Genomic DNA, 14,312 nt, shown 5'->3' with positions numbered 1-14,312 from the left:
TGCCCGGGAACGGAGCGATGCGCGGAAGGCGCACGGTGTCGCGCGGCGCGGAGCGCCGGGTCAGAACCGTCCGGGTCAGAACCGTCCGGGTCAGAACCGTCCGGGTCAGAACCGTCCGGGTCCGGCCGGGAACGGCAGCGGCCGCGACGGAGCCGGGGACTCGCGGCGCTCCGCAGCCGCGGGCGGCGTCTGGCAGGTCACGTCCTTGTCCGGCAGCCGGCCCGTGGTCAAGTACGCGTTGACGGGCGCGTTGGCGCAGGAGGCGGAGTCGACGAGGTACACGCCGTGGCCCTCACCGCCGGCCGCCAGCACCATCCGCGAGCCCTTGAGCGCGCGGTGCAGGCCCTGGCCGCTGACGAGCGGGGTCTGCGAGTCCCACTCGTTCTGCACGGTCAGCACATCGGCCCGGGTCTTCATCGGCGTGGCCGCCTCGACCGGGCGCTGCCAGAACGCGCACGGCTTGATGTTGGACGCGAAGTCGCCGTACAGCGGGTACTTGGCCTTGTCCTTCGCCGCGTCCCGCTCGTACTGCTCGGTGTAACGGGGCCAGGTGCCCGTGTCCCCGCAGACCACGGACCAGAAGGCGGCGGTGCCGTTGTCCGAGGCGGGTTCGGCGGCCCGGCCGGCGCCCCGTACGGCGGCCGGCCCGTCGGCGCGCCCGGTGGCGAGCAGCTTCTTCACGTCCGGTACCGCGGAGCCGGCGGGCTGCGGCTTGCCCTCGGCCGCGGCCTTGAGCGCCACGATGACGGGGGTGGCCTGCGCGGGGTAGAAGAACAGCGCCCGCGCGCCCCGGATGTCATCGCCCGTGATCTTCTGGCCCTCCCATTCGATGGGATCCCGGTCGGCGCGCGCCACCAGCCCCCAGAGCGTGTCGGACACCGCCTTCGGAGTCTCACCCAGCTGGAACTCCCCCGACCGCTCGGCCGTCCACCGCGTCCACCGGGCAAAGGCGGGCTCGGCCTCGGTCGCCCACACCTGGAACATGCCCCGCCAGATCCGCTGCGGGTCCACACCGCTGTCGAGCACGAAGCGGTCGGTCCGATTCTGGAACATCTGCGAGTACACCGCGCCGAGGTAGGTCCCGTACGAGTAACCCACGTACGAGATCTTCCGCTCGCCCAGCACCGCGCGGATGGCGTCCATATCGCGCGCCGTGTTGCGGGTGGTGATGTGCGGCAGCACCGCGCCGGCCTTCTCACGGCACTTCTCCGCGACGGTGCGCGCCCACGCCACGTCGGAGGGGAAGGACTCCGGCCGGTACGCCCGGTCGGAGACCTGCTCGGCGTCGGTCAGCCCGCAGGTGACCGGGCTGCTCGCCCCGACGCCGCGCGGGTCGAAGCCGATCAGGTCGTACCGCTCGCGCACGTCCTTGGGCATCAACTCGTTCATCATCAGCGGGAGGTCGAGCCCGGAGCCGCCCGGACCGCCCGGGTTGAGCAGCATGGCGCCGTGCCGCTTGGCCGGGTTCTCGCTCTTCATCCGGGATATGGCGAGGTCGATCGTGCGGCTCTCGGGACGCCGGTAGTCGAGCGGGACCTTGATGGTGGCGCACTCGTACGAGGCCGGCTGGTCGGGACTGCAACGGTGCCAGGAGGGCTTCTGCTGGAGGTACTCCGCCGCCGGGGCAGCGGAGGCCTGGGTCGCGGACAGCAGGGGCACGGTGGTCGCGATGAGGCCGGCGGCGGCGAGCAGGGGTGCGAAGGGTTTCATGCGCACGAAGAGCCGTTCCTTTCGGAGGAGTCGTCTACGCGACCACCTTGTTGCACGCGGCGGCGGGGCGAATCATCCCGAAGGGCCGGTCCTCGTGCTCCTCACGAACGAGCTGAAATCCGGACAACTGGCCGACACGCCGGAGACGTTGACAGGAGCGTTGGCGTGAGGCAGGTGCGAGAGAGGCCCCGCACCTTTCGGAAAGGTGCGGGGCCTCTGGGTTCACCGGCGGGGGGCCGGCCCGGTCACCAGGTGCCGGGCAGGGTCTGCCAGCTCAGGAAGCCGTTGTCGAATCCGCCGTCGAGGCGGCTCTTGAACGTGAACGCTCCCGTCGATCCGACGTAGTAGTTGTACATGGACGAGATGTCGTCCCGTCCGTCACCGTCGGAGTCACCGGACACGGGCATGCCCGCGTTGGAGGCGTACCACGACCCCTCCGGGGTGTCCCAGCTGCGCACCGCGTTGTCGACCGTGCCGTCCGGCTTGCCGAGGAGGGTGGACAGCGAGGCGTGGCCGTCGGCGTGGTCGTACATCAGCGCGCCGTCGGCACGGCCGTCACCGTTGTAGTCGCCGACCGTGAACTTGATGCGGGCGTACTCCCAGGCGCCGCCCGCGGGCTGCGTCCAGGACTTCACCGGGGCGGAGAAGCCGCCGTTCGCCGTCGACAGGCCCGTCCACATGGCGACGCCGCCCGCCGTGTACCCGTACAGGGCCAGGAAGTCGTCGCGGCCGTCACCGTTCATGTCGCCGACCCGGAAGGTGGCGTGGTCGATCCACCAGTGGCCCGTACCCGTACGCCAGCTGGCGAGCGCCGAGTTGAAGGAGCCGTCGCCCTTGGCGGTCCACGTGTGGGCACCGGCGTCGCCGTTGCCGTAGTCGTAGACCATGGCGATGTCGTCGCGCTTGTCGCCGTTGAAGTCGCCCGCGAGGGGCTTCGCCCTGGCCCACTCGAAGTTGCCCGCGGCGGCGGTGAGGCCCTTCAGCGGCGTGAACGTGCCGGTGGCGTTGGAGAGGAAGCTCCACAGGGCGTTGCTGCCGTCGGCGTAGCCGTACATCGCGGCGATGTCGTCGCGGCCGTCGCCGTTGAAGTCACCGGCGACCCACTTGGAGCGGGCGTAGGAGAAGCCGCCCTTGCCGCTCGTCCAGCGTACGGTCGGCTCCTCGTACCCGCCGTCCGCGCGGGCGTTGAGCACCCACAGGGCGGTGGTGTTGTCGCCGTAGTCGTAGACGGTGGCCATGTCGGAGCGGCCGTCGCCGTTGAAGTCACCCGCGAGATCGGTGCGCAGGTGTGCGGTGCGGTCGCCGGGCTGGTGCTCGACGGTGGCTCCCGTCGTCCTGTTGTGGCGGATGTATCCCTTCTCGAAGTCGGTACGGGGGCCGCCGGCGACCTCGTACTCGTCCGACACCGGGTAGCCGAGAACGCTCTTCTCGGCGCCCAGGGCGACCCACTTGGCGCGGATCGCACCGTGCAGCGACCACGACCCGTTGGCCCGGGACCAGTAGATGGAACCGGTGGCGGCGGTGTCGGAGCGCTTGCGGAAGTGGTTGAAGCGGCCGTTGCCGTCCGGAGCGTTCGTCTCGTCGGTGATGGGGTAGCCGAGGGCGCTCGACGGCCCGCCCATGGAGACGTACTTGTTGTAGACGGATCCGTGGACCGACCAGGCCCCGGTGTCCTTCGAGTAGAAGATGCCGCCCTTGCCCCCGGCCGTGGAGTAGAAGGTGTTGAACCGGCCGTCGTCGAAGGTCGGCGACTCGTCCGAGGTCGGGTATCCGATGATGCCCTTCTCAGCGCCGAGGGCGAGCCACTTGGCGCGGATGGCTCCCCAAACGACCCAGGCCCCGCTGCTCGGGTGCCAGTAGATGGAGCCGTTGTCGCTGGTCTGGCCGGCGCTGCGCAGGTTCACGTACCGGCCGACGCCGTCGGCCGGTACGAGGACGTCGGTGGTCGGGTAGCCCAGGCTGGTGCCGCCCTTGGCCAGGAACTTGGCCAGGATCGGGCCGCACAGGGTGTGCGTGCCGGTGGCGGTCGAGGTGAAGGACTGGCACTCGGACCAGGAGGTCCCGCCGAGGACCAGCTGGCGGCCGGCGCCGAAGGCCGTGCCGTTGGCCAGGGTCTGGCCGGGGAACTCGGTGATGCGGCCGTTGCCGTCACGCGACCACAGGTCGGGGAAGACGTCGGCCTCGAAGTTGCCGTTCGTCGTGAGGTGCGGGTACGCCGCACCGGTGAAACCGGTCCCGATCGAGGACGCGCGGACGGCGGGGTCGCCGTAGACGGTCAGGTCGGCCGCGGTGACCGAACCGGCCGCGGTGGTCGGGCGGCTCGTGTACTGGTGGACCTTGCCGGTCACCGTGTCGCGGGCCCAGATCTCGGGAAGCTGGTCGCCGTTGAGGTCGCCCGGCGCCATCACGGTCATGTTCTGCCAGTCGGCGTTGCCGAGCAGGATGGGCTCGCTGATCGTGTCGAGGAACCCGATGGCGGACCCGAGGTAGAGCCACAACTGCTGGCCGGTCTTCACCAGGAGGTCCGGCTGGTCGGCGTCGTCGATCCGGCCGTCGCCGGTGTCGTCGTTGACGCTGCCGATGGCCAGCACTTGGTCCGCGTTGGACCAGTGGTCGTCCACCTCGGTGTTGCCCACCTGGAGTTCGATCCGGTTGGCGTCGGCGCTCTCCAGATCACCGTCACCCTTGTTCGGGTAGACGTACAGGTTCTTGCGGGAGTTGTCCGGGCTCGGACGAAGGACGAGGAGGTCCTCGTAGTAGTCCTCGTTCCAGCTGCCGCGGTGCGTCAGCCCCGAGGCGTCGGCGAAGGAACCCTGGTCGAGCTGCCTGGACAGGTCGAACGAGCCGTCGCCCTTGCCCGGGTGCATCCACAGCGTGCCCGCGCCCGGGTCGATGCTCCAGATGTCGACTGTGCCGTCGCCGTTGAGGTCGCCGTGCTTGTCACGGGTCGCGAGGCGCTTGGCGTAGAAGAGGTATTCCTTGAGGTTCGAGCGGTTTCCGGAGGCGTCGAGGCTGCGGACGAACAGGCGCTGCGGCCCGGCCGTCGACGGCTTGTACGTGATGTCCTTGGAGCCGCCCACGGTGGTGGGAGCGACCTTGTTGACCTTCGGGTCGGAGTCGGTCCACCACTCGAAGGCGGTGACGTCGGCCACCCCGTTGGCGCTCAGGTTGAAGGTTCCCTCCGTGCGCGCGAAGCCCGTCTTGGCCGGGTCGTCCTCGTTCTCGGGGAACTGCACCGACTTCACCAACGGTGTCCGGTCGGGCCGGGTCCGGTCGATCGTGAACACGCACTGCCCGGCCCAGCCGCTCGCGGGACCGACGTTGTCATGGGTGCGGACGTCCCACCGGTACGTGCCGTTCAGCGCGGCGGCGGGTATCGGCAGCTGGGCTATGTTGCCGCTGGTGGCCTTCACCTTCGTCACCACGGGCGGGGACGTGCCGTCCTTCCAGTAGTGGAACTCGGCGTAGAGGGTGGTGTCCTCCTTGTCCCTGACGCGGGCCCGCAGCACGATCCGGTCGGTCGTTCCGATCACGCCGCCGGCGCAGGGCACGGACGGGTCGGTGGAGCGCTCCGTGGGCTTGTCGGGCGTCGTGTTGAACTTGATCGAGATCCGGGCGCTGTTCGGGTCGAACTTGCGCCAGGAGACGTCGACGGTGTCCTTGGCGGCCTTGAGACCGAAGGTCCAGTTCGGCCAGTGCCGCTGGGCGGCCGTGGCGACGGCCGACTTCACGTTCATCTCGATCAGGTCGCCGTCGCCGGGGCAGTTGCGCCCGCCGTAGGACTGACCGGTGGCGTCGACCAGGCGGTTCCACGACGGCTGGTCGTTCCACGTCGTGGCGGTGGTGATGGCGCCGGTGTCCCAGACCTGGACGTCACCGGAGTTGCAGCTCCAGGAGCCCGCCGACTTCTGCTTGATGCGGAGCGTGGACTCCAGGATCTGCTTGCCCCAGTAGTCCTTCATGCCGACCTGGAAGAAGGTCTTGGCGCAGATGACGGCGTTTCCGTTGGCGGCGTCCTTGGCGCAGCCGACGCGGGCGTCCTTGCTGAGGGTGCCGCCGTTCCAGTAGTTCGTGCCCGCCGAGGACGGGAACGCGTTGTGCTTGTACGCGATCGTCCAGGCTTGCTTCCAGGCGTCCCAGGTGGGGTCGATGATGACGGGGTACGTGGTCCCCGGGCCCCTGAGCAGGTTCTGGTCCGGGGTCAGGGTGAGCGTCGTCCCGGCGAGCTTGACACCGAGGTCCGCCTGCTTGGCGCCGGCGGTGATGCCCTCGACCGCCGCCCCGGGGGTCGAGGCGGTGGCGGTGTCGGTGGCGGCCGCGCTGAAGGAGCGCTGCGACTTCTCCACCGGGCCGGAGGGGGCGGCCTGCGCCTTCTCGCCACCCGCGTCCCACATCTGCGGCTTCGCGGCGCCGAAGACGGTCTGGCCGGACGGGTCGACGGCGCGCAACTGTCCGTCGGACTCGGTGCGTACGGTGAGCCCCTTGGCCTTCAGCCCGAAGTCGAGGCTGTTCAGCGCGGGGTTGGCCGCGGCTTCACGCGTCTTGACGATCAGAGCGTGGGAGAAGCTGTCGACGCCGGCCGAGACGCGCAGGTCGACACCGGGAAGGACCTCCGGGTACACCGCGCTGTTGCCTTCCAGCGTGGGCTCGGGGAGGGGGTGCGGCCAGGACAGCGAAACGTCTCGGCCGTTCTCCGACAGGACGGCGAGCGGCGCGTCGCCACCGCCGGAGAAGGCCAGGCCGATCTGCGTCGCCTTCGGGGCCAGCCGGCCGTCCTGCGTTCGCTGAAGAGTGGCGTCGACCGGAATGAGTATTCCGTTTTTGCGGACCCGGATGGGAACCAGAGCGCGATTGGCGGTCAGCGTCCCGTCCGGATTGGCCCATACGTCTTCCGTTTCGGTGCGCCGTCCGACGATCTCGACGGCCTTGCCGGTCCGCTTCGCCTCGGAGGTGGCTTTATTGGCCTCACTCTGCACGGCAGCGGTTTCGCGCCCGGGTGAGGTATCGGTCTGTCCGGCCGCGGCGGCGGGAGCGACCCCGACGAGGCCCACGGTTAGCGCCAGGGCTGTGACCAGCACGGACGCGGTGCGGCGGGGCGGATCAATGGCGCTGTACCGCGCCAAGGGTGGTCTCACGGATGTGTTCCTTGAAGTCGGTTCTGGATCAGACCGGCCGAGCTTCTCATGGGGAATGGCCGTGAAATGAATAACCGGAGCAAATAGCTCCGCTTTATCGTTGCTTTATGTCCGTATTGCTCGCATTTATCCGGTAAAAATAACGCGCACGCGATCCGGACACGTGAAAGTCGAACCCTGACTGTTAACTTTCGGCCGAGTTGTTCGAGAGCGTGTATCTTGATTTCACGCGTGAGATTTCACGGGATCCCATTTGCTAAATACCCATTGGTACGCTAGGAGCACGCGTCGCAGACGCGCCTGGCGGTGGCCGATTCCAGCACTCGCCGTCACCCTCGTCGTCACGGTCCTGAACTCGCCACCCGCGAGTGCCGCCGACGAGGGTTCGAAGCGGCCCGGTCTTCAACGACTGACGAAGGTCGGAGGCAAGCCGGTCACCGGCAAGCCCGCCCCCGGCCCCGGTGAGTCCCAACGCAACAAGTGGGTCGCCCCACCCAAGGTCTCCTGGCCGGCGGCCGGTTCGGCCGAGGTCGAGGTGCCTGCCCCGGCCTCCACCGGTTCCCCCGCCAACCGGTCCGCGCTGCTGGCCTCGCCCGCGACGGGCCCGGCGGCTCCGGCCGACAACGGGGCCAAGGCGGGGGCGCTGCCCGTACGGGTGGCCTCGGCCGCCCAGGCCAACCCGCAGGCCAAGTCCCAGGCGCAGCCGCAGGCCAAGGCCGCACAGGGCGCGCCCGGTGCGGACGCTCCGGCGGGCGACAAGGTCAAGGTCAAGGTCGACCTGTTCGACCGCAAGGCGGCGGACAAGGCCGGTATACCCGGCGGCCTCCTGCTCTCCGTCAAGCAGACCGACACGAGCCGCTCCGCGAACGCGCCCGTGTCGGTCGAACTCGACTACAACGCCTTCAAGAACGCCTATGGCGGCAGTTGGGGTTCGCGCCTGCGCTTCACCGCCCTGCCGGCGTGTGCGCTGACCACCCCCGAGCGCCCGGAGTGCCGTACCGGCACCCCGGTCACCACGAAGAACGACGCGCAGACGGGCCGGCTGACGGCGACCGTCGAGGCACCCGCCGCGCCCCGGACGGCGGCGCCGGCCGGATCGTTCGCGAAGTCGGCCCCGAGCGGGGCCCAGCCGATGATGCTGGCCTCGGCCACCCCGGCGCCGTCGATGGTGCTGGCCGCCGCTCCGACCGCGGACGGTGCCAACGGCACGTTCAAGGCGACGTCGCTCAGCCCGACGGGCTCATGGCAGGCCGGCGGCTCCGCCGGTGACTTCTCCTGGTCGTACCCGCTGGAGATCCCGGCCTCCCTCGGCGGTCCGAGCCCGTCGCTGGCGCTCGGCTACTCCAGCGCCCAGATCGACGGCCGTACCTCGGCCTCCTCGCAGCAGACCTCCTGGGTCGGCGACGGCTGGGACCTGGCCTCGAACTTCATCGAGCGCTCGTTCGTCCCCTGCAGCCAGGACAAGAAGGAAGGCTCGGGGTTCAACAACCCCAAGGACGACACCGGCGACCTCTGCCACAGCGTCTCCGCCGTCACGATGTCCCTCAACGGCGGATCGACGGCGCTGGTGCGCGACGACACCACGGGCAAGTGGCGTCCGCAGCAGGACGACGGCTCCCGCGTGGAGCTGCTGTCGGGCGCGGACAACGGCGACAAGACCGGCGAGCACTGGCGGATGACCACCGCCCAGGGCATCCAGTTCCACTTCGGCCTGAACAAGGTGCCGGGCTGGTCGGCGGGCAAGCCGCTGACCAACTCGGCCCTGAAGGTGCCGGTGTACGACAACCACCCGGGTGAGGACTGCTTCAAGGCCGGGGACTTCGCGAACTCCGTCTGTGACCAGGTCTACCGGTGGAACCTCGACTACGTCGTGGACCCGCGCGGCAACGCGATGACCTACTGGTACAACAAGGAGGTCAACCACTACGGCTCGAACTACAAGATCGCCGGTGGTTCCACCAACCGCGCCTACGACCGCGCCGGCTGGCTCGACCACATCTCCTACGGCCTGCGCAAGGACAACCTCTTCGCCAGCGCCCCCTCCGAGGTGGACTTCACCGTCGCGGAACGCTGCCTGAAGACGGCGGAGTTCGACTGCGCGGAGGACAAGCTCAAGCCCGAGGTCGACTGGAACATCGCCAAGATGTGGCCGGACACCCCCGGGGACCAGCTGTGCGCGGCCGGCGAGGAATGCAAGGCGCGGTTCACCCCGACCTTCTTCTCCCGCAAGCGGCTGACCGAAGTCACCACGAAGGTCTGGAACGGCACCGCCCACCAGCCGGTGGACACCTGGAAGCTGACCCAGGACTTCCCGATGACCGGCGACGGCACCGACTACCCGCTGTGGCTCGCGGCCATCCAGCACACGGGCAAGAACGGTACGCCGATCACCCTGCCGCCGGTGAAGTTCCGCGGCAAGCAGCTCCCCAACCGTGTGGACGGCATGGGCGACGGCAAGCCGCCGTACCTGCGCTACCGCATCGAGGCGATCGACACCGAGACCGGGTCAACGGTCAACGTGCACTACCGCGACCCGCAGTGCCGGGCCGCCGACCCGCGCGTGATGCCCGTCTCGCACGAGGCGAACACCCTGCGCTGCTACCCGGTCATCAACGAGATACCGGACCCGAACGACCCGGAGCGCGAGAAGAAGCTCTACGTCACCGACTGGTTCCACAAGCACATCGTCGACCAGGTCTCCGAGGAGGACCGCAACGGCAACTCGCCGACGCGGGTCACCGAGTACCAGTACCTGGGTACGCCCGCGTGGGCGTACGACGACGAGTCCGAGATGATGCGGCCGAACACCCGCACGTGGTCGCAATGGCGCGGCTACGAACGGGTACGGACGCTGATCGGCGCCGCTCCGGACAAGCGCTCCATGACGGAGACGCTGTTCTTCCGCGGCATGGACGGCGCCCGCCTGGCACCCTCGGGCGGCAAGCGCACGGTCAAGGTCAAGGACTCCGAGGGCAAGGAACTCGCCGACCACCGCCTCTTCGCGGGCCAGACCCGCGAGGTACTCGCCTACAACGGCGAAGGCGGCCAGCTCGAAGCGGCCACCACCTACGTACCGTGGCTGCACGGCCCCACGGCGACCCGGGCCCGCGAGGGCATCGAGCCGCTGCAGTCGTACGTCCGGGGTACGACGAACGTGTCGTCCCGCATCCTGCTGTCGGACAACCGGGGCTGGCGGCGCACGGCGCAGAACACCGCCTTCGACACGCGCGGTCTCGCGCAGCACGTCTCGGACCTCGGTGACGTCGCCGACCCGAAGGACGACAGCTGCACCCGGTTCGAGTACGACTCGGACGAGACGCAGTGGATCATCGGCCGGCAGAAGAGGATCGAGAGCGTCGGCAAGGCATGCGACGCGACGGACCTCAAGCGTCCTGAAGACGTCATGTCCGACGCCAGGCTGTTCTACGACGCGGTCGGCAATGTGACCCGTACGGAGTCGCTGTCGGGCTACACCAACGGCCTGCCGGTCTACACCTCCGACGGCTCGGTGACCTTCGACGCCTACGGCCGTCCCAAGACCACGACCGATGTCTTCGGCAAGATCACCAAGGTCGACTACACCCCGGCCGCGGGACAACTCGTCACCAAGGTGGTCACGACCAACCCGCTCGGCCACGCCGAGACGGTCGAGACCGACCGGGGGCGCGGCTCGATCCTCGCCAAGCAGGACGCCAACGGCCGCCGCACCGTCATGCAGTACGACGCGCTGGGCCGACTGGCCAAGGCGTGGTCGCCCGACCGTGACCCGACGACCAAGTCACCGGATGCCGAATTCGGTTACGACGTCCGGCCCGACGGGCCCGTGGTCATCTCGACCAAGAGCCTGCTCGACGACGGCACCTACCGCAGCAACTACGAGATCTTCGACAGCAGCCTGCGCATCCGTCAGACCCAGATGGAGGCGCTCGGCAGCGGCCGGATCATCTCCGACACCTTCTACAACAGCCTCGGCCAGGTCTGGAAGAGCAACGGCGCCTACTACACGGCGGGTGCTCCCTCCGGCGTCCAGTGGGGCCCGAAGGACAACGAGGTCCCGGCCTCGACCCTCACCGAGTACGACGGCTCCGGCCGGTCGACGGCTCAGATCTCCCGCAAGTTCGGAGAGGAGACCTCGCGCACCACCAGCCGATACGGCGGCGACTCCATCACGGTGGACCCGCCGACCGGAGAGACGCCCACGCAGGCGTTCCTCGACGGCCAGGGGCGCAAGACCGAGCTGCGCTTCTTCCGCTCGGATTCGCCGACGGGCGCGTACGACACGACCCGTTACAGCTACAACCGTCGCGGCCAGCTTCAGTCGGTCGTCAGCGAGGCCGGTGACACCTGGTCCTTCGAGTACGACATCCGCGGCCGCCAGATCAAGAGCTCGGACCCGGAGAAGGGAACCTCGACCAAGGCCTACGGCAAGGGCGATCGACTGGAGTCGGTCTCCGACGCGCGCGGCAAGACGCTCGCGTTCGCGTACGACGTGCTGGGCCGCGTCACGGCGGCTCACGAAGGTTCCCTCACCGGCCCCAAGCTCACCGAGACGGTGTTCGACACCCTGCCGGGGGCCCTGGGCCTGCCGGTCTCCTCGACGCGCTACGTGAACGGCAACGCTTACACCCAGGCGGTAACCGGCTATGACGCCGAGTACCGACCTACCGGCACGACGGTGACCGTCCCGCCGTCCGAGGGAGCGCTCGGCGGCACGTACAGCTTCTCCGCAGGCTACCGGCCCAACACCGGCCTGACGGCATGGGCGTCGCAGCCCGCGGTGGGCGGACTGCCCAGTGAGCGCGTCACGATGACGTACAACCACTACGAGCTTCCCACGATCATGGGTGTCGCGGGGAAGTCGTTCGTGGCCAAGGTCGACTACTCGCCGATGGGCGACGTGCTGCGCACGCAAACGGGACCGGCCGGTTCCCAGCTGTACACCACCAATTTCTACGACGAGCAGACCCGCCGCATCACCCGCACGGTCAACGACCGGGAAACGGCGCCGGGCCGGATCAACGACACGTCGTACGACTACGACACCGTCGGCAACATCCTCAAGATCACCGACAAGGAGGGTCCGGAAGCCACCGGCACCACCGACACGCAGTGCTTCGCCTACGACTATCTGCGCCGCATGAGCGACGCGTGGACGGCCACTGACGACTGCGCAGCCAAGCCGGGCGCCGCTGGGCCCGGTTCCACCCCGAAGGTGGGCGGACCGAACCCGTACTGGTCGTCGTACAGCTTCGACGCGGCCGGAAACCGTACCAAGGAGGTTCAGCACTCACCCACCGGTGACCTCACGAAGAACGTGATCCGCAGCTACGGCTACGGCACTCCGGGCCAGCCTGCCGCCAACCAGCTGACCAAGGTCGACACTTCGGGCCCCGGCGGCTCGCGGACCGAGTCGTACACCTACGACGAGGTCGGCAACACCCAGACCCGGACCATCCAGGGCAACACCCAGACCCTGGAGTGGGACCTCGAGGGCCACCTGGCCAAGGTGACCGAGGGCGCCAAGTCGACGGAGTTCCTGTACGACGCTGGGGGCAATCGCCTGATCAAGCGAGACCCATCGGGCACCACGCTCTATCTGCCGGGCACGGAGGTCAAGCTCACGACCGCCGGCACGTTCGAGAGCAACCGGTACTACTCCCACCCCGCCGGGCCGACGATGGTACGCACCGCCAAGGGCGGCGTGATCTCCACGTCCTACCTGCTGGGTGACAACAACGGCACGGCGACCACCGCCGTGGACGCCTCTACTCAAGCGGTGACGCGGCGCAAGTTCACTCCCTTCGGCGAGGCGCGCGGTGCGGCTCCGTCGGTGTGGCCCGGTAAGAAGGGCTTCGTCGGCGGGGAGATGGACGACTCGACGGGCCTGGTACACCTGGGCGCGCGCGAGTACGACCCGGCCACCGGACGGTTCATGTCGGTCGACCCCATCGTCGACTACAACGAGCCGAAGCAGATGAACCCGTACGCCTACGCCAACAACTCGCCGGTCACCTTCAGTGACCCCAGCGGGCTGTCGATCGCGCCGCCGGTGATGCCCATCAAGGACTTCACCGACGCCGAACTGGCTTGGGCGAACTGGGCCAACGGCCGCAGCGCCCTGGACGTCGCGCTCGATATAGCCATGGGCATCCTGAAGGACGCCTCCGGCTACAACGACATCCGCGACTGCCTCGGCGGTTCCTTCGGTGCATGCGCCAGCCTCGCGCTGGATGCGGCACTTCCGTTCGCGGGACGCGCCAAGCGCATCCTGAAGGCCCTCGACCGGGCCTGGGACGCCTTCAACAGCTGGATGAGCAAGCTGACCCTCGCGCGGGACATCATCGCGCGCGCCCAGCGCTACCAGCAGGCGATGGCCAAGTACGCCGAGGACCTGGCGGAGTGGAAGCGCCAGATAGAGGAAGCCGCCGAACGCGCGAGAAAACTGGAGGAGGAGGCGGCGGCGGCCCGAAGAGCCGCGCAAGAGGCGGCAGCCGCCGCGGCCAAGAAGGCCGACGAAGCGGCAGCGACCGCCGCAAGGCAGGCCAAGGCGTCCGCGGCCAAGGCCAAGAAGGCGGACAAGGGCGGCAAGGCCAAGAAGTCGGAGGAGCCGAAGAAGGCCGCGAAGAAGGAGCCCGAGAAGGGCGAGGCCTGCAACAGCTTCGTGCCGGGCACACAGGTGCTGCTCGCGGACGGCTCCACGAAGCCGATCGAGGAAGTGGCGATCGGCGACGAGGTCGTCTCGACTGACGCGGAAACCGGTACCACCACGGCAGAGCCGGTGGTCGCAAAGATCATCGGTGAGGGCCAGAAGAACCTGGTGGAGGTCACCGTCGACACGGACGGCGACAAGGGCAGTGCCACCGAGACCGTCACCGCGACCGACGGCCACCCCTTCTGGGTTCCGGCCCTGGGCGAGTGGCTCACGGCTTCGGAGCTAAAGGCCGGCGAGTGGCTGCAGACTTCCTCCGGTACGCGGGTGCAGGTGACCGCGGTCAGGGCATGGACTCAGCAGAAGCGGGTTCACAACCTCACGGTTGCCACCCACCACACGTACTACGCACTGGCGGGTGCCACACCGGTCCTGGTTCACAACTGCGACAAGAGGCCGGACTTCAATTCGACCCAGTCGATGAACGATCACTACGCCAAGCACGTCAAGGGCGTCGACGTGCGCCGCAAGAAGGGCAAGCAGCGCGAACCCAGGGCGCATGAAGTGGACATGCCGGAGTTTGACACCATGGGCGGGCGCAAAGCCTATCGGGAAGCCGCGCGGGACTTCATGGACGGGGACGGCCCTGACGGTTCGATAACCGTTCGAACCGCAGCTGGGGGTATGCATCGATTTGATCCGTCGACCGGATATTATGGGTACCTCAATACCGGGGGGAGTATTTCGACGTTCTTCCGGCCGGAGGAGGGATTGTCGTACTTCCGTCGGTGGACCATGAAGGATAAATGATCGACTGC

Annotated in this window: 3 protein-coding genes; 1 reads left to right on the top strand and 2 read right to left on the bottom strand. The window is 68.6% G+C overall.

Annotated features, from left to right (window positions below; all coding sequences use genetic code 11):
* Window positions 1-105: 105 nt before the first annotated feature.
* Both ABZX75_RS05375 and ABZX75_RS05370 read right to left on the bottom strand, forming a co-directional pair.
* A complete protein-coding gene (locus tag ABZX75_RS05375) occupies window positions 106-1,710 on the bottom strand; it encodes an alpha/beta hydrolase (RefSeq protein WP_355408490.1) in 1,605 nt (534 codons plus the stop codon).
* A 245-nt stretch (window positions 1,711-1,955) separates the two neighbouring features.
* Window positions 1,956-6,845 carry an FG-GAP-like repeat-containing protein gene (locus ABZX75_RS05370; RefSeq protein WP_355408076.1) on the bottom strand — a complete coding sequence of 1,630 codons (4,890 nt, stop codon included), beginning with the start codon at window positions 6,843-6,845 and terminating at the stop codon, window positions 1,956-1,958.
* A gap of 253 nt (window positions 6,846-7,098) precedes the next feature.
* On the opposite strand from ABZX75_RS05370, the gene ABZX75_RS05365 reads away from it, so the two are divergent.
* Window positions 7,099-14,304: an RHS repeat-associated core domain-containing protein gene (locus ABZX75_RS05365; RefSeq protein ID WP_355408074.1), complete on the top strand. Its 7,206-nt coding sequence runs from the start codon at window positions 7,099-7,101 to the stop codon at window positions 14,302-14,304.
* Window positions 14,305-14,312: the final 8 nt, after the last annotated feature.

The organism is Streptomyces sp. NPDC003038, assembly GCF_040611115.1.
GTDB lineage: Bacteria > Actinomycetota > Actinomycetes > Streptomycetales > Streptomycetaceae > Streptomyces.
The sequence above is the reverse complement of the archived record's forward strand: the minus strand, read 5'-3'. Positions and strand labels throughout refer to the sequence as shown.